Genomic DNA, 23,064 nt, shown 5'->3' with positions numbered 1-23,064 from the left:
GGGAGTCCGTCATGCACTCACTTCGTCGTTGGACCCATCCCTTCGTGGCGGCTGTCCTGCTGGCGGCCCTGCCCGCCCAAGCGGCCTCGGCCCAGCCCCCGAACGCCCAGGAAATGATTGCGGCGATGGCCCGGGCCAACGCCGCAGTGGTCGGCGTGCGTGTCATGGTGGACGAGGAGGCGCGGTCGGCCGAGACGCTGGGTCAGCACCGCCGCGGCTCCGGGGTGATGATCGCGCCGGACGGCCTGATCCTGACCATCGGCTACCTGATGCTGGAGGCCGAGCAGATTGAAATCGTCACGCAGGACAACAAGATCCTGCCGGCACGCGCCGTGGCCTATGACCTGGCGACCGGTTTCGGCCTGCTGCGGCCCTTGCTGCCGCTGCGCGCCGGCAGCGGCGTCGGTGCCGCAGTGCTGGGCAGCAGCCAGCCCCTGCAAGCCGGCGAGGCGCTGATGGCCGTGACCGGCCCGCAGGCCAGCGACGACGGCGAGGTCAGCATGACACGGCTGGTCAGCAAGCGCGCGTTTTCGGGCAGCTGGGAATACCACATCGACACGGCCCTGTTCACCAGCCCGCCCCTGCTGGGCAACGCCAACCACAGCGGCGCGCCGCTGTTCAACCAGAAAGGTGAACTGGTGGGCATTGGCTCGCTGCTGGTGTCGGACGCCAGCGGACAGAACCAGCGTCTGCCCGGCAACATGTTTGTGCCGGTGGACCTGCTGCACCCCATCCTGGCCGAAATGCAGCGTTCGGGCACCAGCGCCCAAAGCCGCCGGCCCTGGCTGGGCCTGAATTCGAGCGACCAGGGCGGACGCATCCAGATCGTGCGTGTCAGCAGGGACAGCCCGGCCGAGCTGGCCGGCCTGGAGGCGGGTGACGTGGTGCTGGCGGTGGACGGCAGCAAGGTCGCGACGCTGGCCGATTTCTACAAAAAACTCTGGGACCGGGCCGCACCCGATGCGGAGGTGTCCCTGACCGTGCTGCAGGGCGCCGACGTGAAGACCATTGTGCTGAAAGCGCAGGACCGCCTGCAGACCCTGAAAAAACCTTCCGGCATCTGAGTTTTTCAGGTCAAATCGGCCCTCAGCCCTTTCTGGACAAGCGCCACCAGCTACTGATTTTATAGCGCCTCACGCGCGACGGCTGGCAGCAGCGGCAAGCCAGACCGGGCCGACCCGGGACAGCTCAAGATTGCAAGCTTCCTGCGATTGCCAGCCGGGGAGACGGCACCGCTGCCCGGCGCCGGGCTGGCCGACCTGCAGCGTGGCCATTGGCGGGCTGTTTTCTCCTGAACACCGTGACGGCCTGCTCCAGGTGCTCAGCCTGCTCCTGCAGTGCGGCGGCGGCGGCGGCCGCTTCCTCGACCAATTCGGCGTTCCGCTGCGTCCCCTGGTCCATCTGCGTGATCGCCTGGTTGATCTGCTCGATACCTTGCGTCTGCTCCTGGCTGGCCGCGGTGATCTCGGCCATGATGTCGGTCACACGTTTGACGCTGCCCACAATCTCGTCCATGGTCTTGCCGGCCTCGGCCACCTGTTTGCTGCCTTCTTCAACCTTGCTCACCGAGTCGCCGATCAGGGTCTTGATCTCCTTGGCCGCTGCCGCGCTTCTCTGCGCCAGGCTTCGCACTTCAGCGGCCACCACGGCAAAGCCGCGACCCTGCTCACCGGCACGCGCCGCTTCGACCGCTGCGTTGAGCGCAAGAATATTGGTCTGGAAGGCAATGCCGTCGATCACGCCGATGATGTCGACGATCCTGCGAGACGAGGTGTTGATCGCACCCATGGTGCCCACCACCTCGGAAACGACGCTGCCCCCGCGCACCGCCACGCCGGCGGCAGACACCGCCAGCTGGTTGGCCTGGCGGGCGTTGTCGGCGTTTTGCTTGACGGTGCTGGTCAGCTCCTCCATGGCGGCAGCGGTCTGCTCCAGGGAACTGGCCTGCTGTTCGGTGCGTGCCGACAGGTCCATGTTGCCCGCGGCGATCTGGGCGGCGGCGGTGACCACGCCGCCGGAGTTGGCCGCGATGTCTGCGACGATCGCCGTCAGATTGGCGCTCATCTGGTTCAGGGCGCGCAACAGGGGTTTGGCCTCGTCAGCCGGCTGGATCTCGAACTTCATGAGTTCGCCGCTGGCAATGCCCTGGGCCACGTGAACGGCCTTGTGCAACGGACGAAACACCGAACGCACCAGAAAATAGCCCAGCCCCGCCCACGCCATGGCTGAAGCCACCGCCACCGCGGCAAATGCGTCGGGCAGCCTGCCGGCCTCGCCGGCCGCCGCAACAAGCCGGCTGATTTCGCGCCAGCCCAGGACGCCCAGCACCAGCGTCAGCACGGTTGCCAGGGCGGTGACCCAGACTATCCTCTGCTGGATGGGAATTCTTCGCACGCTGGCCAGGGGGCTGCGCCAGACCGGCGAAATCACCTCGCCATGCTGGATCGTCAACCCGCCGGCATGCCCCTCCCTGATATTTCTGTAGATCTGCTCGGCCTGGGCCACCTGGGCGGCTTCGGGCTTGCTGCGCACCGACATGTAACCCAGGACCTGGCCGTGGCTGCGTATGGGCGTGACGTTCGCCTGCACCCAATAGAAGTCACCGTTTTTGCGCCGGTTCTTGACCAGGCCCGTCCACGGGGAACCCTGCCCCAGGGTCTCCCACATGTCGGAGAAAGCTTCAGGCGGCATGTCGGGATGCCGCACGATGTTGTGGGCTTGACCCATGAGTTCGTCGTTCGCATAACCGCTGGCCTCGACAAACGCGGGATTGGCGTAAGTGATACGTCCCTTGAGGTCGGTGCGGGAGACCAGTGAGACGTCCTCCGCCAGTTCATAAGCAATGTTTGTAGTTGGCAGATTGAGACGCATGGCGGGTGAAAAGCTTCCTTTGAGGCGTTGAAGGTGTCAATACGACCGAATCTCCCATCTAACGGCAGATCCGGCGAAAAACTTTAATAAACGCCTGCCAACGCATCCCGCCAAGGGCGCTGGCGGCAAGCCAGCAGACCCACTTGCCACTCACCGCTCACCGCTCACCGCAGAATTCAAGGGCGCAGGCCATCCGCTACGGTCGGGTAATGCAGCCGCAGGCCCAGCTCCCGCTTCAGCCGCGTGTTGGCTAGCCGGCGCGACTCGCTCATGAAGCTCAGCAGCATCAACGGCAATTCGTCCTGCGCGGTGCTGCGTGCCACCCGCGGCGGGCGCGGCAGGCTGTACAGGTCGGCGGCGAGGTCGAAGTAGTCGCCCATCTTCAGCTCGGTGTCGTCGCTGGCATTGGTGATGCGCTGGGGTTTGCCGCGCCACAGAGCCGCCACGCAGGCACGCGCCAGGTCGTCGGCATGAATGTGGTTGGTGAACACATCGTCCGCTGGCGCCAGCACCGGCGTGCCCTTGAGCAGACGGCCGTGCGGCGTGCCGCCCTCGCGGTCGGGGGCGTAGATGCCCGGAATGCGCAACGTGTGCACCCGCACTCCGCTGGACCGGCCAAAAAAGCGCAGCTGGGTCTCGGCATCAACACGGCGCCACGCGCGCGGCGTGTGCGGGTTCACGGCGCGCGTTTCACTTGCCCACTCCCCCTGGCAATCGCCGTACACGCCGCTGGTCGAGCCATACACCACCGCTTGCGGCAGGCCGCGCAGGCGCATGGCCCGCAGCAGGGCCAGCGTGCGCGGGTCGCGGCGCCAGTCGGGCAGGTTCTCTCCGGGCGGCGGGGCCAGGTGGACCACGCGGGTGGCCAGCCCGGCCAGCCGCCGCAGGGTGGCGCTCTGATCCAGGTTACCGGCCAGCGGCGTGATGTGTTGGGCACGCAGTTCAGGGCTGCGTTCGGGCGACGAGCTCAGGGCCAGCAGCCGCACACGCGGCGCCAGCTGGCGTGCCACACGCAGGCCGACGTCGCCGCAGCCGATGATCAGAATACGCTGGCGGCGAAAGCGCGAAGGCAGGGCGCCGAGGGGACTTTGGTTTGAGGGCAAAATTGGGGAATCTGCTGAAAACAGCCAGAGTTATAAAAACAGGATTACGTCAGAGGATAACCAGTATGACTTTCAACGTCACCGTGCTGCCCAGCGGCCGTTCGTTCACCGCCAACCCCGACGAAGCGCTGCTGGCCGCGGCCATCCGCCAGGGCATAGGCATGCCTTATGGCTGCAAGGACGGCGCCTGCGGTTCCTGCAAGTGCAAAAAGATCGAAGGCACGGTCGTGCACGGCCCGCACCAGCTCAAGGCACTGTCGCACGAGGAAGAAGCCGCGGGGTTCATCCTGACCTGCTGCGGCGTGGCGCAGACCGACGTGGTGCTGGAGTCGCGCCAGGTCACCGACGAAAGCGCCTTCCCGATCAAGAAAATGCCGGCCCGCGTGAGCAGCCTGGCACGCGCCTCGCACGACGTGATCGTGATCCGCCTGCAGTTGCCGGCCAGCGATGTGTTCAAGTACCACGCTGGCCAGTACGTGGAGTTTTTGCTGCGCGACGGCGACCGCCGCAGCTACTCCATGGCCAATGCGCCGCACACGCAGCTGGACAACCCCGGCATCGAGCTGCACATCCGCCACATGCCGGGCGGCAAGTTCACCGAGCAGGTGTTCGGCACCATGAAGGAAAAAGACATCCTGCGCATCGAAGGGCCTTACGGCAGCTTCTTCCTGCGCGAAGACAGCGACAAGCCCATGGTGCTGCTGGCCTCGGGCACGGGCTTTGCGCCCATCAAGGCGTTGATCGAACACATGCAGTTCAAGGGCATCACCCGGCCCGCCGTGCTGTACTGGGGCGGCCGCCGCCCGGCCGACCTGTACATGAACGACTGGGTGCTGGCCAAGGTCGCAGAGATGCCGAACCTGAGCTATGTGCCGGTGATCTCCAACGCACTGCCGGAAGACAACTGGACCGGCCGCACCGGCTTCGTGCACAAGTCAGTGCTGGAAGACTTCCCGGACCTCTCGGGCCACCAGGTCTATGCCTGCGGCGCGCCCATCGTGGTCGACTCGGCCCGCGCAGACTACAGCGCGATCGGCGGTTTGCCTGCTGAAGAGTTTTATGCGGATTCGTTTACCACTGAGGCGGACAAGGCCAAAGCGCTGGCGTGAATTTTTGCGCTGCTTGCGTCACGCTGCGCCTTCAGTCTGCTCTGGACAGTAGGACGGACTCCCCACTCCCACCCCTATCCCCTGCCCTCGCCCCGCTGGGCGATGGAGGGGGACTTCATTTGGCCGTGTGTGCTGCAAGCGCGTGCAAACATGACGGTCCCGTGGTCCGACCTGACGCGCTGCGCGCGTCAGGTCTCCCCGCATCCGATCCCGAACCCGCATTTTTTCCCTACCCGTCGGGCTGGGCCGAGCAGCGCAGACGGAGGCGGGATCAGGGCGGCAGTTGTCCGAGCGCAGCGAGTTCTGCCGACCCCCGCCGGAGTCGAGTAGCGCAGGTTGCCCCGGAGCGCAGCGCAGGGGACCCAGACCATCGGGTCGCCTTTTTCTTTGCTTACTTTCTTTTTGGCGACGCAAAAAGAAAGTAAGTTGCCGCCGGGCAACCCCCGGCTTGCCGGCACACCTCAAAGCGCGAGTTAGCACACATGGATCCCGGATCAAGTCCGGGATGACAAGCCACAGAAAATATTCGCTATAAATTCAATAGCTGTCTACGCCCGTCGCATAAGGGCCAGAGCCTCAAAAGGCTCAAGAAAATCAATCCACCCGAGCCCCGGAAGCCTTCACCACCTTCTCATACTTGGCCAGCTCGCTTTTCATGAAAGCGCCAAACTGTTCCGGCGAACTCGCCACCGGTTCGGCCAGCAGCGCGGCAAAACGGGCTTTGGCTTCCGGCGAGTTCAGCGCGGCCACAAAGGCCTGGTTCAGTTTGACGATCACGTCTTTCGGGGTCGCGGCCGGGGCCACCAGGCCCCACCAGGTGTCGATGGCAAAACCCTTGAGCGTTTCGGCCACAGCCGGCACCTCGGGCAGCGCTGCGCTGCGTTTTTCGGTGGTCACGGCCAGCGCCTTGAGTTTGCCGGCCTTGATGTTGGCGGAGGCGGTCGCGAGGTTGTCGAAGTTGAAATCGACCTGGCCACTGAGCAGCGCCAGTTGCGCCGGGTTGCCGCCGTTGTAGGGAATGTGCAGCGCAAAAATGCCGGCGTCCTTTTTGAACATTTCCCCGGCCAGGTGGCCGGCACTGCCATTGCCACCGCTACCATAGTTGAGCTTGGCCGGATTGGCTTTGGCGTAGGCGATCAGGTCGGCCAGGGTGTGGATGTTCAGGCGTCTGGCGGTGTCGGCGTTCATGACCAGCACGTTCGGCACGCGCAGCATCTGCGTGATGGGCGCAAAGTCGGTGGCTGCGTTGTAGGGCATCTTGCTGTAAAGCCAGGGGTTGATGGCGTGGGTGGCCACGGCGGCAATGCCGATGGTCAGGCCGTCAGGCGCGGCTTTGGCCACCAGATCGGCGCCGATGTTGCCGCCGCCACCGGGGCGGTTTTCAATGATCACGGTGCCCAGCGAGTCCTTGACGCGTTCGGCCATGAGACGCGCGGTGACGTCGATCGGACCGCCGGGTGCGTACGGCACGATGATGCGCATGACCTTGGGCTGGGCCGTGGCGAGGGTGGACGACAGGGCCAGCACGGCGATGGAGGCCGCCGCCAGCGCACGGGCCGCGAAACAGGGGAAAAAGGAGAGAGAGGAGGTTTTCATGGCCCTGATTGTGGCAAAACCGGGAGCCCGGGTCACCGTGGGATTCCCTAGGGCCGGCACGGCGGTGCGCCCGACCTCCCACAAACGCGGGATGCCCCGAATGCGCAGCGCTGGCTAACATGGCCGGCACCTATCCCCTGGAGTTGCCATGCCCCGTTTTTCCCTTCGTGCCTCGCGTTTTTACCTGCTGGCTCTTGCCTGTCTGGGCGTGGGTCCCGCGCTCGCGCTCGACCTGCCGAACCCTGCCGAGCCCGAAGCACAGGCGCTGGTCAAGCGTTTCCAGGCCGACTACGCCCGCATCAAGGCCGACCCCAACTTTTTCAAGCCACCGGCCGCGCCCATGGCCATGCCTTGTGAAGTTCCCCAGCGTGACCTGTACCAGCCGCTCGGACTTTTCATGGCGATTCCGGAAGAGGCCGAGAAGATCCGGCTGATGTCGCGAAAACAGCTGCGCGACATGGGCATGGACCCGGACACCGCCGCCAAGCCCATGCAGTACAGCAACATCCGCATCACGCCGCTCAAGGCGGCCTGCAAGGACGGCAAGCTCGAGGGCGACACCGATTTCCTGGTGCAGTTCGACACCCTGATGGAAAACGTCAACAACATGGACCTCGGCACCAGGAAGGTGAAGATGACCATGAAGATGGGGACGCAGCAGGCCAGCCGCTATTTCCTGACTTTCAAGGACGGCAAGGTCCAGGACGGAGACCGCTACCACGCCAACCAGTTGTCCATGCGTAACGAGACCCTGTACGACGATGCGCAAATGGCCCAGACCATGGCCAAAACAAAAATTCCGGATGCGCCCGAGCCACAGGTTTCGCTGTATTACATGAATTTCAGCTCCGGGCAAATGGCTACTTTCACCGTGAGCATGGCGCCCAAAATCACCGGCGGGCTGTTTGGTGTCAACACCAGCTTCCAGCAGCAGCTGGACAGCCATTTCACGTCCGGCATGAGCGGGCCTGTCAACAAAATGGTCATGTACAAGAACGACAAGTTTTTCATGACCAGCGAGACGCCCATGAAAAACGGCACGTACCACGGCGAGCAAGTGCAGGTGCAGGAGAACTACCTGAAGGCATCGGGCATGCGGCTGGACCAGATGCCCGGCATGGAGAAAGCCCGGCTGGTGACTGTCAATGGCGTGGAAATGCTGGAAACCCGCAACTGCTTTATTGCAGGCGTGTTGACCAAAGCCCAGACCTGTCCCAAGGACTGAGGGGATGCGGGCTTCCTCTTCACGCCGCGCCATGGCGCTGGCCACGCTGGTGGCTGCATTGGCGCCGGCCGTCCATGCGCTGGACATCTCCAATGCCGACTTTTACCGCTGTGTGCAGGGCGACTGCCGCAACGGCCAGGGAACGGTGCACGACATGTACCAGAACCAGATGCTCGAAGGCGTCTGGCAAAACAGCAAGACCATTCCCGGCCAGCGTTACCTGGTCAGCCATCCGCTGACCAAGGGCAAGAAGTACGAGCAGTTCTACGGCGCGGACGGCCTGATGGACCGCGGCAGCCAGATACGCGGTTTTGGCGCCATGAACATCGTGCCGGTGTTCACCGGCAGCTTCGGACGCCTGGACCACGCCTTCATGCGGGCGCGGCTGGCGGTGCCCTACGAGGGTGTGTATGCCCTGGGCAACGGCATCGAATTCCGCGGTCGCTTCGACTACATGCCGGCCAAGGGGATGGAGGCAGGACGCATCACCATGGGCCACATCATCTTTTACGGTGACAAGGTGGATCTGGAAGACAACAGCAAGGAAACCGGCCTGTTTGTCAGCAATTCGGCAGTAGTCGGCGGTGGCGTGGTGATGTTCATGCCGGCGCGGCCCGACTACATGGCCCTGCTGCAGCAGCAGTACCACCGCGACCTGCAGATTGCCGTGGGTGATTTCAAGCAGCAGGAAAGTGAAAAAGCCTGGCGCACGGCTTTTGCGATTCTGGGCCAGGTAGCCTTGACGATGGCGGGCTCTTCAGGCGGTGGTGGCGGAAGTTCAGGCAACCGTTTTGCCATGGACCTGGTCAGCGGCCTGATGAAAAGCGCCACCGCCCCGGAAGGTTCGGCCGGCACATCGGCCAATACCGACCCATCGACCCGCCTGATTCAACTGGTGACCGGTGCGGCGCTCGGCAAGGTGACGGGTGACAGTGGCTTGTCGAACAGTCTGGCCCAGGCGGTGGCGACCGGGATTGAAAAGTCGAACGCGGCGGGAAAATAAAGCTGTATCGCATACAAAAATCAGGCCCGGGAAGGCTCTGATTTTGCTACTGATTCAATAGCTGCTGGCGCCCGTCGTGCAAGGTCTTGAAGCCAAAACTCCTTGAAGAATCACTCCCCCAGATAAGCCGCTCTCACCCGCGGATCGTTGAGCAGTTCCTTCGCCTCGCCGTTCATCGTGACCAGGCCCGACTCCATGACATAACCGCGGTCGGCAATGCCCAGGGCCCGGCTGGCGTTCTGTTCGACCAGCAGCACGGTGACGCCCTGCGCCGACACGTCCCTGACGACTTCGAAAATCTTGTCGACCATGATGGGGGACAGGCCCATGGACGGCTCGTCGAGCAGCAAGACGCGGGGACGGCTCATGAGCGCACGCCCCATGGCCAGCATCTGCTGCTCGCCGCCGGACATGGTGCCGGCGAGCTGGTCCTTGCGTTCGCGCAGGCGTGGAAACAGCGCAAACATCTTCTCCATGTCGGCGGCGATCTCGGGCTTGTCGTTGCGGATGTAGGCGCCCATCTGCAGGTTTTCGGTGATGGTCATGCGGGTGAACACGCCGCGGCCTTCGGGCACCATGGCCAGGCCTTCCTTGACCAGGTCCCAGGCGCCCTGGCCCTTGATGCTTTTGCCCAGGTATTCGATGTCGCCGCCCAGCAGCGGCAGCGTGCCGGTGATGGCTTTCATGGTGGTGGTCTTGCCAGCGCCGTTGGAGCCGATCAGCGTGACCAGTTCACCCTCCTTGACTTCGAAATCGACGCCCTTGACCGCCTGGATGCCGCCATAGGCCACTTTGAGGCCGGTGACTTTGAGCAGGGTGGTATGACTTGTGGTGGCCATGTTCTTGATTTCCTTCAATGACCTGTGCCCAGATAGGCGGTGATCACTTTTTCATTTTTCTGCACCTCGGAAGGCGGGCCTTCGGCAATCTGCTTGCCGTAATCGAGGACGGTGACGCGGTCGCAGAGGCCCATGACGAGCTTGACGTCGTGCTCGATCAGCAAGATGGTGCGGTTGTCCTTGCGGATCTGATCGATCAGCTCGCGCAGCTGCACCTTCTCGGTGGCGTTCATGCCGGCGGCGGGTTCGTCCAGCGCAATCAGCTGCGGGTCGGTCGCCAGTGCCCGCGCGATCTCGAGGCGGCGCTGGTCGCCGTAACTCAGCGTGCGTGCCTTGTAGTCCGCGTATTTGCCGATGCCCACGTAGTCGAGCAGCTCCTGCGCGCGTTTGGAGATGGCCGCTTCCTCGGCCTTGAAACCCGGCGTGCGAAACACCGCGCCGATCAGGCCCGATTTGGTGCGTATGTGCCGCCCCACCATGACGTTTTCCAGCGCCGTCATGTCGGCAAACAGGCGGATGTTCTGGAAGGTGCGCGCAATGCCGGCCTTGGCCACTTCGTGCACGGCCGACGGCTTGTAGGGCTTGCCGGCCAGCTCGAAGGTGCCGCTGTCGGGCGTATACAGCCCGGTCAGCACATTGAAGAAGGTGGTTTTGCCGGCGCCGTTGGGGCCGATCAGGCCGTAGACCTGGCCGCGTTCGATGTGGATGCCGACATCGCTGAGGGCCTGCAGACCGCCGAACCGTTTGGAGACGCCGGAGACTTTGAGAATGGTTTCGCTCATGGCCTTGCCCCTATTTGCCGTTGCCGGTGTTGACCAGCGATTTGCCATGGTCGGGCGCCGGCCACAGGCCGCGCGGCCTGGACAGCATGATGGTGATCATGGCCAGCGCAATCAGCAGCTGGCGCAGGATGGCGGAGTCGAGGCGGCCGCCCGTCATGGCCTGCAGCGGCCCGGCCACGTGGCGCAGCACTTCCGGCAGCGCGGCCAGCAGCAACGCGCCGAGAATGACCCCCGGCAGATGACCGATGCCGCCCAGCACCACCATGGCCACAATCATGACCGACTCCATCAGGCTGAAGGACTCCGGCGAGACAAAACCCTGGAAGGCGGCAAACATGGAGCCGGACACGCCGCCGAACGTGGCGCCCATGCCGAAGGCCAGCAGCTTGAGGTTGCGGGTGTTGATGCCCATGGCCTTGGCGGCAATTTCGTCTTCGCGAATCGCCATCCAGGCGCGGCCGATGCGCGAATTCTCGAGGCGGTGGCAAATGACCACCGACACAATCACGAGCACCAGGAAGAGGTAGTAATACATCGACACCGAGGTGAACTCGATGCCGAAGAATTCATGCGTCTTGCCCAAGTCGAACCCGAAGAACTTCATCGAGTCGATCTGGCTGATGCCCTTGGGCCCGTTGGTCAGGTTGATGGGACGGTCCAGGTTGTTCAGGAACACGCGGATGATTTCGCCAAAACCCAGCGTGACGATGGCCAGGTAATCGCCGCGCAGCTTCAGCGTGGGGGCACCCAGAACCACGCCGAAGAGACCCGCGAGGGCCGCCGCCATCGGAATGATGGCCCAGATCGGCAGGTGCAGGCCGTTCGGGAAAGCCGCCTTCACCGCGGGAAAGGCATCGGCCAGGTGCGGCGAGCCCAGCAGCGCAAACAGGTAGGCGCCGACGGCAAAGAAAGCGACGTAGCCGAGATCGAGCAGGCCGGCGTAACCCACCACGATGTTCAGGCCCAGGGCCAGCAGGACATACAGCAGGGCCATGTCGACAATGCGCACCCAGGCGTTGCCACCCTGCTGCAGGATCAGGGGCAGCACCAGCAGTGCCGCCGCGACGATGAGAAAAGTGGCGATTTTTTTGGTTTTCATCGAAGTTCTCCTAGGCCCTGTCCGCCACACGTTCCCCGAGCAGCCCTGAAGGCCGCAGCGTGAGCACGAAAATAAGCACGATGAAGGCGAAGATGTCCGAGTACTGGCTGCCCAGCACACCGCCGGTCAACGGGCCGATGTAGCCAGCGCCAATGGCCTCGATCAGTCCGAGCAGAATGCCGCCCAGCACCGCACCGCCGAGGTTGCCGATGCCGCCGAACACGGCGGCGGTGAAGGCCTTGAGGCCGGGCAAAAAGCCCATGGTGTGCTGCACCGTGCCGTAATTGGACGCATACATCACGCCGGCCAGCGCCGCGAGCACGGCGCCGATGATGAAGGTCGCCGAGATGACGGTGTCAGGCTTGACCCCCATCAGGGCGGCCACGCGCGGGTTCTCGGCGGTCGCGCGCATGGCCCGGCCGAGGCGCGTGTAGTTGACCAGGTACATCAGGATGGACAGCGAGACGGCGGTAGCGCCCAGGATGAAGATCTGCGTGACGGTGATCACCGCGCCACCAATCTGCAGCGGCTCGGACGGTAGCAGGGTCGGGTAAGGCTTGTAGTTGGGCTTCCAGATGATCATGGCCAGGGTCTGCAGCAGGATGGACATGCCGATGGCGGTGATCAGCGGTGCCAGCTTGGGCGAATTGCGCAGCGGCCGGTAGGCAACTTTTTCAATCGCAAAATTGAGCGCACCACACACCACGAACGCGATCAGCAGTGAAATCACCAGGATGACCCAGCCCGGCGTCCCCGGCATGGCTTCCTGCATCCAGACGATGATGGTCCAGCTCGTCAGCGCGCCCACCATCAGCACCTCGCCGTGCGCGAAGTTGATCAGGTTGATGATGCCGTACACCATGGTGTAGCCCAGGGCGACCAGGGCATACATGCTGCCCAGCACCAGCCCGTTGATGATCTGCTGAAGCAAAACTTCCATAACTCACTCTCCCGATTGGTTGAAATTGTCAACTCCGCCTGGCGGCCACGAACCCCCGGGATCACCGTGAGGACGCGTGAGTTAACAAAAAGCCCGCCTATCAACACCAGATAACAACTGGATTGGGTGGCGAGCTAATCCGCAAATTGTAGCCATGCGTCTCTAGCGAGAAACGGGCCAGCAAGCCGGTTTTCGCGGGGTTTACCCTTGAGAAACCGTATTTATCGAACCGAATCAGGCTTTATCAGCAGGTTTTGTTTTTCATTAGTTTTTCTGCTTGTTCATCAGCTTCAACTCATTCAACTTATCGGCAATCCTGATCTCCAGACCCCGGTTCACCGGGCGGTAAAACACCGGCACCGGCATGCCGTCGGGGAAGTAGCTTTCGCCGGCGGCAAAACCGCCCTCCTCGTCATGGGCATAGCGGTAGTTTTTGCCGTAATCCAGCTCTTTCATGAGCTGGGTGGGCGCATTGCGCAAGTGCAGCGGCACCGGCCGGCTACCGTCCTTTTTCACGAGTGCCTTGGCCTCGTTGAAGGCCTTGTACACCGCATTGGACTTGGGGGCGATGGCCAGATAGACCACACATTCGGCCAGCGCCAGCTCGCCCTCGGGCGAACCCAGGCGCTCGTAGACCTCGGCGGCGTCCAGCGCCAGCCGCAGCGCACGCGGGTCGGCCAGGCCGATGTCTTCGCTGGCCATGCGGATCAGGCGCCGCGCCATGTATTTGGGCTCGGCACCGCCGTCGAGCATGCGCACCAGCCAGTACAGCGCGGCATCGGGGTCGGAGCCGCGCACCGACTTGTGCAGCGCCGAGATCGTGTCGTAAAACTGCTCGCCGCCCTTGTCGTAGCGGCGCATGCGTTCGCCCAGCACCTTGAGCAGCCAGGCCGCCGTGACCTCCAGGCTGCCGCCCTTTTTTTCGCGCTGGGCCGCCACGTTGAGCGACTCCAGCGTGTTGAGCAGGCGGCGGGCATCGCCGTCGGCATAGGCCACAAGCTGGTCGGCGGCGTCAGGCGCTATGTTTTTGATAGCTGGCAGCGCTTTCTCGGCAAGGACCCTGGCGATGATTTGCTTGAGATCTTCTTCCCCCAGGGGCTGGAGCACATACACCGCCGCGCGTGACAACAAGGCCGAGTTGACTTCGAACGAGGGGTTCTCGGTGGTCGCACCGATGAAGGTGAACAGGCCACTTTCCACATGCGGCAGGAACGCATCCTGCTGGCTCTTGTTGAAGCGGTGCACCTCGTCGACAAACACGATGGTGCGTTTTCCGCCCTGCCCCTGCCAGATGCTGGCCTGCTCGACCGCTTCACGGATTTCCTTGACACCGCCCAGCACGGCCGAGATGGTGATGAAGTGGGCGTCGAAACTGCTGGCCATCAGGCGCGCGATGGTGGTCTTGCCGACGCCGGGCGGGCCCCAGAGGATGCAGCTGTGGGGCTGGCCCGATTCAAAGGCAATGCGCAGCGGCATGTCTTCGCCGAGCAGGTGCTGCTGGCCTATCACCTCACCGAGGTTTTTCGGACGCAGGCGCTCGGCCAGCGGGGCCATGGCCCGGGCATCCGCGTCCTGCCCGAAAGGGGTCCCGTCGAGAGCGGCCATGTATCTTCTTCTGTTTTTTTATTGGCGAATCACGTCCGCGCCGGCAGGAGGCTTGAACTGGAATCCGCTGGCATTCAGGGCCGGGTTGACCTCGAACTGGCTGAAGGTCATCACCGAACGCTGGCCGAAGCTGTCGAGGATTTCCAGCACCGCCAGCTCACTGCCCTTGCCGGTGTTCCGGAAACCAACGGTGATGTTTTGCACCTGGCCGTCCTTGGTCCTGGGTGTGGCCTGCACCCACTCCAGACCGTTTTTGTCGGGTTGCGGCACCAGGGTGAAATCGGCCTGCAGCGCCTTGATGTCTGCCGCAGCCGCGATCACGGCCGCGGGCGTGCCGCTGAGCACCTGCGTGAGCTTGCGGGCGGTCACCTGGTTGAGGTCCACGTCGTGCAGCCACAGGGTCTGCCCGTCGGACACGATGCTTTGCTCAAACGGCTTTTTGTAGACAAACTTGAACCGGTTGGGCCGCAAGAATTCAAAGCCCCCGCTGGAGGTTTTGGTCTTGGCGGTCTGCCCTTCGCGTGCCGGGCTGGTCACCACCTGGGTGAAAACGGCGCGTCCGCTTCTGGTGTTCTTGACAAAAGCCTCCAGGCTTTCCAGGCCGCTGGCGGTGCTCACTTGCGCGCTGGCAGCGATGGCAAAAACGGCCAAAGACGTCGCCAGTGCGGCCCGGAATGCGCCGACCAGAGGACGGCGGGCGGCAACGGCAGCGGGAAATGAGAGCAAATGGGTCATGGCAAATGGAGGGGTAAGCCCCGTTGGGTGAACAGTGCTTGTGGGACTCAAGCGGCGGGCATTGGTTGCCTGAACAATGTATCGCCCCGGTAAATGCCCCGCTGTCGTCATTCGGCGCGTGCGGGCACCAGAATTTCGCGCTGTCCGCTGCCCGACATGGCGCTGATCATGCCCGCTTTCTCCATTTCTTCGAGCATGCGGGCAGCCCGGTTGTAACCGATCTTGAGGTGGCGCTGCACCAGCGAGATCGAAGCCTTGCGGTTTTTCAGCACGATTTCGACCGCCTGGTCGTACATCGGGTCCTTGTCGCCCTCGCTGCCGCCGTTGCCGTCGCCCAGCATGTCGCCCTCGCCGTCAACCGTGCCGCCTTCGAGCACGCCGTCGATGTAGTTGGGCTCGCCCTGCTGCTTCAGGTAGGCGACGACGCGGTGCACCTCGTCGTCGCTGACGAACGCGCCATGCACGCGAACCGGAAAACCGGTGCCGCTGGGCATGTACAGCATGTCGCCCATGCCCAGCAGGGCCTCCGCGCCCATCTGGTCGAGGATGGTGCGGCTGTCGATCTTGCTGCTGACCTGGAAGGACAGCCGCGTGGGAATGTTGGCCTTGATCAGGCCGGTGATCACGTCCACGCTGGGGCGCTGGGTAGCCAGCACCAGGTGGATGCCGGCGGCGCGCGCCTTTTGCGCCAGCCGGGCGATCAGCTCCTCGATCTTCTTGCCGACCACCATCATCAGGTCGGCCAGCTCGTCGATGACGACCACGATGTAGGGCAGGCGTTCCAGTGGCTCGGGCTGCTCGGGCGTGAGGCTGAAAGGGTTGTAGATGAACTCGCCGCGCGCCTTGGCCTCGTCGATCTTGACGTTGTAGCCGGCCAGGTTGCGCACACCCATCTTGCTCATCAGCTTGTAGCGCTTTTCCATTTCGGCCACACACCAGTTCAGGCCGTGCGCGGCCTGGCGCATGTCGGTGACCACCGGTGCCAGCAGGTGCGGAATGCCTTCGTAGACACTCATCTCCAGCATCTTCGGGTCGATCAGCAACAGGCGCACATCGCGCGCGTCAGCCTTGTAGAGCAGGCTCAGGATCATCGCATTGATACCCACCGACTTGCCCGAGCCGGTGGTGCCCGCCACCAGGCAGTGCGGCATCTTGGCGAGGTCGGCCACCACCGGCGCGCCGCTGATGTCCTTGCCCAAGCCAATCGTCAGCATGGACTTGGCTTCGTTGTACACCTGCGAGCCCAGAATTTCGCTGAGCTTGATGGACTGGCGTTTGGCGTTGGGCAGTTCCAGCGCCATGTAGTTCTTGCCGGGAATGGTCTCGATCACACGAATCGACACGAGACTCAGCGCGCGCGCCAGATCCTTGGCCAGATTGACGATTTGCGCACCCTTGACGCCGGTGGCCGGCTCGATCTCGTAACGCGTGATGACCGGGCCCGGCGCGGCCGCCACGACACGCACCTCGACACCAAAGTCCTTGAGCTTTTTCTCGATCAGCCGCGAGGTCATCTCCAGCGTTTCTGGCGCCACGGTTTCCTGACGTATCAGCGCGCCGTCGAGCAGGTCCACCTGCGGCAGCTTGGAGTCGGGCATCTCGCTGAACAGCGGTTTTTGGCGTTCCTTGGCCACCCGCTCGCTTTTGGGGATCTCGACCAGCGTCGGCTCGATCAGCACCGGCACCGGATGATGTTCCTCGATCTCGATGCGTTCTTCGTGCAGGATTTCCTCCCGCTCGCGGGCGGCAACGCGGCCCACGGCGAGATCCTCGGCAATCTCGCGCTTTTCGCGGCGCGATTCGATCAGCTCGTCAATCCAGGCGCCTATGCGCTGGGCCGTATGGGCCCAGGAAAAAGCAAACACCACCGACACCGCAATCACCCCAACCGCAATCCAGACCAGGCCGGAGCCGGTAAAACCCAGCCACTTCACGCTGGCAGGACCCGCCAGATAGCCCAGGATGCCGCCCGCATGGCCGGGCAACCTGACTTCAAAGCGGTACAGCCGCGACCATTCGAGCGCCGTGCTGGCCAGCAACAGCAGCGCCAGGCAGGCCCAGAACCTGACCCGGTCCAACGCCGTGCTGGAAGCCGGCTGGCTGCGCAGGCCGCGCGCCAGCGAACCCAGCCAGGCTCGAACGCCCGCAGCCAGTGCCCACCAGACGGAAAAACCAAACAGGAAATAGCTGGCATCGGCCAGGTGCGCGCCCAGGCGCCCGCCCCAATTGCGGGTGACGGCTTCGCCGGCCTTGAGCGCGCTGGCCGCTTCGCTGCTGCCCGTGGTGGACCATGCCGCATCCAGCGGCGAATAGCTGATCAGCGCTCCGAGCCAGAAGACCAGCGCGAGCAGCCCCAGGATCAGGCTGACTTCATGCGCAAAGCGTTTCACGCCGCCTGCGGGACCGGTGGCGGAAGAGGTTCGGGAGTTCAGGGTATCTAGCGAATAAGTCATAGGGCAATCACTGAGCTTACCTCAGTTAACCAGGCCGGCATGACGCAAAAAGGTGACAGAAAAACTGTCGTCAGCCCAGGGTGTTGAGCCTGTCCTTGACCCACATCGAGCCATCGGCGCGGGTCTCGATAAAACCGCGTTCTTCCAGGTCTTTCATCACGCGGCTGACCATCTCGCGCGAGGCACCGACCATTTTGGCCAGGTCCTGGCGCGAGACCTTCTCGCGGATCACGGTGTTGCCCTCGCGGTCCGGCACCGCCGACTCCAGCAAGGCCCTGGCGACGCGGCCATAGACATCCATCAAGGCCAGCGATTCGATCTTGCGGTCGGCCTGGCGCAGGCGCTGCACCAGGCCTTTCATGACCGCGTAGGCCATGGAACTGTTTTCGGGCAGGCAGCGGGCAAACTCCGGCCGGCCCACCACCAGCACGTCGGTCTGGACTTCGGTGCGCACGGTAGCCGAATGCGGTTCGTTGTCGATCAGGCTCATCTCGCCGACGTAGTCGCCCGGATGCAGGGTGGCCAGGATCACCTCCCGCCCGCGCGCATCGGTGGTCACAACGCGCGCCCGGCCAGTCAGGATGATGGCCAGGGCGTTGGACTTCTTGCCCTGCTCGACAATCGCTTCACCGCGTTTGTAGCGGCGCTTGATCACCGCCTGGGCCACGGACTCGGCCTGGCTGGTCGTCAGCATCGAGAACAGGGGCACCCGACGAATCAGTTCAAGGTTAGACACCATCGTAGACATGACAAACTTCTCCAGACCGCGCTGCCGAAGGGATCCCAAAGCCTGCCGGCGCCGGGGAAGCGGCACCGGCGATGCAAACTTCTGGAACGGGTTCCTACAATAGCGTGTGTTGTGCCAACTATTTCCATCCGCCAGGGGTTTTAAACCCTGTGGTCAGCCCCGACTCTAACTGAGTTCAAATGCTTTTCCCTACAGATTTTCACCATGCGACATTCTAAAGTTCTCATTCTGGGGTCCGGCCCCGCAGGCTACACCGCGGCTGTTTATGCGGCGCGCGCCAACCTCAACCCGGTGCTGATCACCGGCATCGCGCAGGGGGGCCAGCTGATGACCACCACGGACGTGGACAACTGGCCAGCCGATCCCATGGGCGTGCAGGGCCCGGCGCTGATGCAGCGTTTTCTGGAACACGCCGAGCGCTTCAAGACAGAAATCATCTTCGACCATATCAACAAGGTCGATTTCAGCCAGCGTCCCTTCACCCTGACCGGCGACAGCGGCACCTACACCTGCGACGCGCTCATCATCGCCACCGGCGCTTCCGCCAAATACCTGGGCCTGGACTCCGAGACCGCCTTCATGGGCCGGGGCGTATCGGGTTGCGCCACCTGCGACGGCTTTTTTTACCGCGACCAGGAAGTCTGTGTGGTCGGCGGCGGCAATACGGCGGTGGAAGAGGCCTTGTACCTGTCCAACATTGCCAGCAAGGTCCATCTGGTCCACCGGCGCGACAAGTTCAAGGCCGAAGCCATCCTGATCGACAAGCTCCACGAAAAGGTGGCTGCCGGCAAGATCGTGCTGAAGCTGCACCAGACACTCGATGAAGTGTTGGGAGATGCCGCCGGCGTCAACGGCGTGCGGCTCAAGAACACGGAAACCGGTGCCACCGAAGATCTTCCCGTTCAGGGCTGCTTCATTGCCATCGGCCACCAGCCGAACACCGACATTTTTGCCGGCCAGCTGGACATGAAGGAAGGCTACATCGTCACCCGCACCGGCTTGCAGGGCTTTGCCACCATGACCAGCGTGCCGGGTGTCTTTGCCGCCGGCGACGTGCAGGACCACGTCTATCGCCAGGCGATCACCAGTGCCGGCACCGGCTGCATGGCGGCCCTCGACGCCCAGCGTTTTCTGGAACAGAGTTAGAGCCCCCACACTTGTCGCTTCGCGTACTGCGCTGCCCCCCGAGGGGGCGCTGCGCCTGCGGACCGGCGAAGCCGGATCCGCGGCCCCTGCTGGGTTTGAGAGCCTTCGCGGACGTTCACTTCTTAACCGATCGTCCTGAGCTTGTCGAAGGATGCCCCCCCGAGGGGGCCGCTGCGCCTGCGGACCGGCTAAGCCGGATCCGCGGCCCCTGCTTGATTCTTCTGGGGAGCGGGTCGCAATCGGGCTACGCCCTCACCGCTAGGAACTTGAGACTTGAGGGCGGCAGGTTTTCAGGCTATAATCGCAGGCTTGGCTGAGTATCCGACGGGTGCCAGCATCCTTTTTTTCTTTTTTATACGGAGAGTGCTCATGGCACGCGTCTGTCAGGTTACGGGCAAAGGCCCGATGGTGGGAAACAATGTTTCTCACGCGAACAACAAAACCAAGCGCCGGTTTTTGCCTAATCTGCAATACCGCCGCTTCTGGGTCGAAACGGAAAACCGCTGGGTTCGCCTGCGTACATCCAGCGCCGGTTTGCGTCTTGTTGACAAGATCGGTATCGACGCGGTCCTGATGGACCTCCGTGCCCGCGGTGAAATCTAAGGAGAATCATCATGGCAAAAGGCGCACGCGAAAAAATCAAGCTGGAATCGACGGCCGGCACGGGTCACTTCTACACGACCACCAAAAACAAGAAGACCACACCTGACAAGATGCTGATCATGAAGTTTGATCCCAAGGCACGCAAGCATGTGGAATACAAGGAAATCAAGCTGAAGTAATTCAGCCTGAACCTGCAGCACTCTGTGCTGTACCATGAAAAAACCCGCCCGGACCCAGTGTCCCGGCGGGTTTTTCATGGCCGGCCGGTTTTCCCTGGTGTAACCATGGCCCGGGGAAGACAGCAGCAGACAGCAGCAGACAGCAGCATTCGCAAAGTCTGTGTGTGGCGTCACGGGGCTTTCCAGCGGCCAGCGGCTGGTACTTCCGAAGTAATCCCTGTCGCCGCCCCGTCCCTTGTCGGCTGGGCGAAACCGAGACCCCAAAGAAAAACCGCCTGGGCGCGAGGCACCGAGGCGGTTTGCAGCACAGGGGGCAAGCCCCTGACGGCAGAATCAGGCGCGTGCGGCGCGCAACTTCATCGAAAACTCCTGCAGGGCCGCGATGCCGCTTTCTTCAGCGCGGCGGCACCAGGCCTGTAGATCCGTGGCCAGCTGCTCGCGCGACGCCGACCTCGACAGCCACATCTGGCGCAACTCTTCGCGCATGGTGACCATCTTGTCGAGCACCGGGTGCTCGGCACGGGCCTGCGCCACCTGAGGCTTGGCCGCAGCAGGAACCTTGTCATCGTCGCGATGCAACCAGCGGTTGGCCGCCTGCAGTACCGAGATATCAGCCTTGCGGGCCTTGAGCACCTCGATTTCAGCCTTGCCGGCGCGGCGCAGTTCACGCGCAAAACCGGCCATCACCTCGTAGCGGTGGGCAATCAGGGCTTCGAGGGTTTTCTCGTCGGCCACAGGCTGGATGTCCCCGAGCTGAAGCCGGGGCGGAACCTTCTTGACCGTCGCCAGACCGACTTTTTCCATGGCGCGGATGTACACCCAGCCAATGTCGAATTCGTAGGGCTTGACAGAGAACTTGGCCGAGGTGGGATAGGTGTGGTGGTTGTTGTGCAGTTCTTCGCCGCCAATGATGACGCCCCAAGGCGACACATTGGTGCTGGCATCCGGTGCCTCGAAGTTGCGGTAACCCCAGTAGTGGCCAATGCCGTTGATGATGCCGGCAGCCGTCACGGGGATCCAGATCATCTGAACGGCCCAGACCGCCAGGCCGGCTGCGCCGAACAAGGCCAGGTTGATGACCAGCATCAGGCCAACGCCCTGCCAGCTGTAGCGGGTGTAGAGATTGCGCTCGATCCAGTCGTTCGGCGTGCCGTGGCCGTACTTGACCATGGTTTCCATGTTCTTGCTTTCAGCGCGGTACAACTCGGCGCCTTCCCAGAACACTTTCTTGATGCCGTAGGCCTGCGGGCTGTGCGGATCTTCCGACGTTTCGCATTTGGCGTGGTGCTTGCGGTGAATGGACACCCACTCCTTGGTGACCTGGCCGGTACCCAGCCAGAGCCAGAAACGGAAAAAATGCGAGGGGATGGGGTGCAGGTCCATCGCACGGTGCGCCTGGTGGCGGTGCAGATAAATCGTCACGCTGGCAATGGTGATGTGGGTCGTCACCAGTGTGTACAGCACAATTTGCCACCAGCTGGCGGCGAGCAAACCATTGGCCAGCCAGTCAAGGGCGGCATCAAACAAGACCATGAGAATCCTTTAAACAGTCACCAGCCACGCATATCAAAGTTGTCTCCGGAGGCTGCGCCGGACAACTTTCCATTGTAATTGGGCCCGTGCCAAACATCAAGCCGGAGCACTCGCACCAAAACCGGTAAAAAACGAACAAAATCACCGATTAACCGGAAACTTCGGCTTACTCACCTTCTTTTTCCATCAAAAACATCAAGCCTTTTGCCATACCGCGGCAAAAAAACCGTCCGTCTGATGCAGATAGGGCCAGAGCCGCAGGTAGGGACCGCGGCACAGTGTTTCAGCCTTTTCCACCCCTAGATGAGTCAACAAAGGTCCGGTTTCAAGGACGGTGAATTCTTTATTTGCAGCGCTGAAGGCCTCGGCGATCGCCTCGTTTTCCTCGCGCAGGATGCTGCAGGTGGCATAAACCAGCCGCCCGCCCGGCTTGAGCAGCCGCGCAGCGCTTTGCAAGATGGCGGTCTGCTTGGCGGTCAGCTCCTCAATGGCCTGGGGGTTGTGCCGCCATTTGAGGTCAGGGTTGCGGCGCAGGGTTCCCAGGCCCGAACACGGTGCATCAACCAGCACCCGGTCGATCTTGCCGGCCAGGCGCTTGATGCGCTCGTCGCGCTCGTGCGCGATGGCGACCGGGTGGACATTGGACAGGCCGCTGCGGGCCAGCCGCGGCTTGAGGGCATCGAGCCGGTGGCCCGAGGTGTCAAAGGCATAGAGCCGGCCGGTGTTGCGCATGCTGGCGCCCAGGGCAAGCGTCTTGCCGCCCGCGCCCGCGCAAAAGTCGACCACCATTTCCCCGCGTTTGGCGTCAACCAGCAAGGCCAGCAACTGCGAGCCCTCGTCCTGCACCTCGATCGCGCCGCGGGTGAAGGCCTCCAGCTTGTTGAGCGCCGGTTTGCCGGCCAGCCGCAGGCCCCAAGGGGAATAGGGCGTTGCGACAGCCTTGATGCCGGCCTTGGCCAGCTCCTTCTGGATGTCTGCCCGCTTGTCTTTCAGGGTGTTGACCCGCAGGTCCAGCCCTGCCGGTGCATTGAGGCTTTCCACCAGCGGCCAGAAGTCGGCCCCGAGCTGGGCCTTGAGCGGCTCGACCAGCCACGCCGGCAGGTTGTGGCGGTGCGGCTCCATCAGGTCGTCCGGTTTGACCTGGTCGCAGCGCGCCAGCCAGTCCTTTTCCTGGTCCGTCAGGGCGCCCAGCAGAAAATCGCGCTCCGCCGCAAAACCCAGAATGGCCAGGCGCCGCTCGGTCGGGCCGCTGCCGTGCTGGGCCAGGTAGGTGTAGAGATTCTTTTTGCGCAGGACGCCGTAAATCGTCTCGGCCACGGTCGCGCGTTCGCGCGGGCCGAGACGCTGCTCGCGAAAATGGCGCGACACCACCATGTCGGCGGGGTGTTCAAATCTGAGGACCTGCTTGAGAAGCGTGGCACAACTGTCGAGTAAGGCGTTAGGATGCATGCCCCTATTGTCCCACCGCAGGCCCGCGGCGTGCCTTTTTGCATCT

At 63.1% G+C, this 23,064-nt stretch carries 20 protein-coding genes; 7 read left to right on the top strand and 13 right to left on the bottom strand.

The genetic code is table 11. The features are described from left to right. Window positions 1-11: 11 nt before the first annotated feature. A complete protein-coding gene (locus B7X65_RS16760) occupies window positions 12-1,064 on the top strand; it encodes a S1C family serine protease (RefSeq protein WP_293595437.1) in 1,053 nt (350 codons plus the stop codon). Between the two features lie 124 nt (window positions 1,065-1,188). Here B7X65_RS16760 and B7X65_RS16755 read toward each other — a convergent pair whose 3' ends face one another. Beyond that, window positions 1,189-2,871, bottom strand: a complete 1,683-nt coding sequence (locus B7X65_RS16755; protein WP_293595436.1) for a methyl-accepting chemotaxis protein — start codon at window positions 2,869-2,871, stop codon at window positions 1,189-1,191. A 176-nt stretch (window positions 2,872-3,047) separates the two neighbouring features. Then, entirely contained in the window at window positions 3,048-3,974 is a 927-nt protein-coding gene (locus B7X65_RS16750; RefSeq protein ID WP_293595435.1) for an SDR family oxidoreductase, read from the bottom strand. A 65-nt stretch (window positions 3,975-4,039) separates the two neighbouring features. Between B7X65_RS16750 and B7X65_RS16745 the strand changes: the two genes are divergently transcribed. Next, the gene (locus B7X65_RS16745) at window positions 4,040-5,083 is read left to right on the top strand and encodes a CDP-6-deoxy-delta-3,4-glucoseen reductase (protein WP_293595434.1); all 1,044 of its coding nucleotides are present in this window, start codon (window positions 4,040-4,042) and stop codon (window positions 5,081-5,083) included. Window positions 5,084-5,677: 594 nt separating this feature from the next. On the opposite strand, the gene B7X65_RS16740 is transcribed toward B7X65_RS16745, so the two are convergent. Further along, on the bottom strand, window positions 5,678-6,679 hold the full coding sequence (locus B7X65_RS16740; protein ID WP_293595433.1) for a tripartite tricarboxylate transporter substrate binding protein: 1,002 nt from the start codon (window positions 6,677-6,679) through the stop codon (window positions 5,678-5,680). 148 nt (window positions 6,680-6,827) lie between these two features. Between B7X65_RS16740 and B7X65_RS16735 the strand changes: the two genes are divergently transcribed. Both B7X65_RS16735 and B7X65_RS16730 read left to right on the top strand, forming a co-directional pair. Beyond that, window positions 6,828-7,904 (top strand): hypothetical protein, encoded by a 1,077-nt coding sequence (locus B7X65_RS16735; protein WP_293595432.1) that lies wholly within the window; start codon window positions 6,828-6,830, stop codon window positions 7,902-7,904. Between the two features lie 4 nt (window positions 7,905-7,908). Continuing rightward, window positions 7,909-8,907: a hypothetical protein gene (locus B7X65_RS16730; protein WP_293595431.1), complete on the top strand. Its 999-nt coding sequence runs from the start codon at window positions 7,909-7,911 to the stop codon at window positions 8,905-8,907. Between the two features lie 110 nt (window positions 8,908-9,017). Here the strand turns inward: B7X65_RS16730 and B7X65_RS16725 are convergent, their stop codons facing one another. From B7X65_RS16725 to B7X65_RS16690, 8 genes are all read right to left on the bottom strand, one after another. After that, window positions 9,018-9,746, bottom strand: coding sequence for an ABC transporter ATP-binding protein (locus B7X65_RS16725; protein ID WP_293595430.1), 729 nt, complete (start codon window positions 9,744-9,746; stop codon window positions 9,018-9,020). A gap of 14 nt (window positions 9,747-9,760) precedes the next feature. Then, window positions 9,761-10,528 (bottom strand): ABC transporter ATP-binding protein, encoded by a 768-nt coding sequence (locus B7X65_RS16720; RefSeq protein WP_096666533.1) that lies wholly within the window; start codon window positions 10,526-10,528, stop codon window positions 9,761-9,763. A 10-nt stretch (window positions 10,529-10,538) separates the two neighbouring features. Further along, window positions 10,539-11,627: an ABC transporter ATP-binding protein gene (locus tag B7X65_RS16715; RefSeq protein WP_293595429.1), complete on the bottom strand. Its 1,089-nt coding sequence runs from the start codon at window positions 11,625-11,627 to the stop codon at window positions 10,539-10,541. Window positions 11,628-11,637: 10 nt separating this feature from the next. Then, entirely contained in the window at window positions 11,638-12,567 is a 930-nt protein-coding gene (locus B7X65_RS16710; RefSeq protein ID WP_293595428.1) for a branched-chain amino acid ABC transporter permease, read from the bottom strand. A gap of 264 nt (window positions 12,568-12,831) precedes the next feature. After that, a complete protein-coding gene (locus tag B7X65_RS16705; RefSeq protein ID WP_293595427.1) occupies window positions 12,832-14,172 on the bottom strand; it encodes a replication-associated recombination protein A in 1,341 nt (446 codons plus the stop codon). An 18-nt stretch (window positions 14,173-14,190) separates the two neighbouring features. Next, the gene (gene lolA / locus B7X65_RS16700; RefSeq protein WP_293595426.1) at window positions 14,191-14,907 is read right to left on the bottom strand and encodes an outer membrane lipoprotein chaperone LolA; all 717 of its coding nucleotides are present in this window, start codon (window positions 14,905-14,907) and stop codon (window positions 14,191-14,193) included. A gap of 107 nt (window positions 14,908-15,014) precedes the next feature. Next, the gene (locus B7X65_RS16695; protein WP_293595425.1) at window positions 15,015-17,360 is read right to left on the bottom strand and encodes a DNA translocase FtsK; all 2,346 of its coding nucleotides are present in this window, start codon (window positions 17,358-17,360) and stop codon (window positions 15,015-15,017) included. A gap of 70 nt (window positions 17,361-17,430) precedes the next feature. Then, on the bottom strand, window positions 17,431-18,108 hold the full coding sequence (locus tag B7X65_RS16690) for a Crp/Fnr family transcriptional regulator (protein WP_293595424.1): 678 nt from the start codon (window positions 18,106-18,108) through the stop codon (window positions 17,431-17,433). Between the two features lie 195 nt (window positions 18,109-18,303). Here B7X65_RS16690 and trxB point away from each other — a divergent pair, with 195 nt between their 5' ends. From trxB to rpmG, 3 genes are all read left to right on the top strand, one after another. Beyond that, window positions 18,304-19,254, top strand: a complete 951-nt coding sequence (gene trxB, locus B7X65_RS16685; RefSeq protein WP_293595469.1) for a thioredoxin-disulfide reductase — start codon at window positions 18,304-18,306, stop codon at window positions 19,252-19,254. A gap of 369 nt (window positions 19,255-19,623) precedes the next feature. Beyond that, window positions 19,624-19,857 carry a 50S ribosomal protein L28 gene (gene rpmB / locus B7X65_RS16680; RefSeq protein WP_293595423.1) on the top strand — a complete coding sequence of 78 codons (234 nt, stop codon included), beginning with the start codon at window positions 19,624-19,626 and terminating at the stop codon, window positions 19,855-19,857. 11 nt (window positions 19,858-19,868) lie between these two features. Then, window positions 19,869-20,036: a 50S ribosomal protein L33 gene (gene rpmG / locus B7X65_RS16675; RefSeq protein ID WP_007863188.1), complete on the top strand. Its 168-nt coding sequence runs from the start codon at window positions 19,869-19,871 to the stop codon at window positions 20,034-20,036. Between the two features lie 333 nt (window positions 20,037-20,369). On the opposite strand, the gene B7X65_RS16670 is transcribed toward rpmG, so the two are convergent. Both B7X65_RS16670 and B7X65_RS16665 read right to left on the bottom strand, forming a co-directional pair. Then, a complete protein-coding gene (locus tag B7X65_RS16670) occupies window positions 20,370-21,569 on the bottom strand; it encodes a fatty acid desaturase (RefSeq protein WP_293595422.1) in 1,200 nt (399 codons plus the stop codon). Window positions 21,570-21,764: 195 nt separating this feature from the next. After that, window positions 21,765-23,018, bottom strand: coding sequence for an RsmB/NOP family class I SAM-dependent RNA methyltransferase (locus B7X65_RS16665; protein WP_293595421.1), 1,254 nt, complete (start codon window positions 23,016-23,018; stop codon window positions 21,765-21,767). Window positions 23,019-23,064: the final 46 nt, after the last annotated feature.

Origin of the sequence: Polaromonas sp. 39-63-25, from assembly GCF_002278925.1 — a bacterium.
GTDB lineage: Bacteria > Pseudomonadota > Gammaproteobacteria > Burkholderiales > Burkholderiaceae_C > Polaromonas.
Note: the sequence above shows the minus strand (reverse complement) of the source record. Positions and strands in the feature narration are given on the sequence as shown.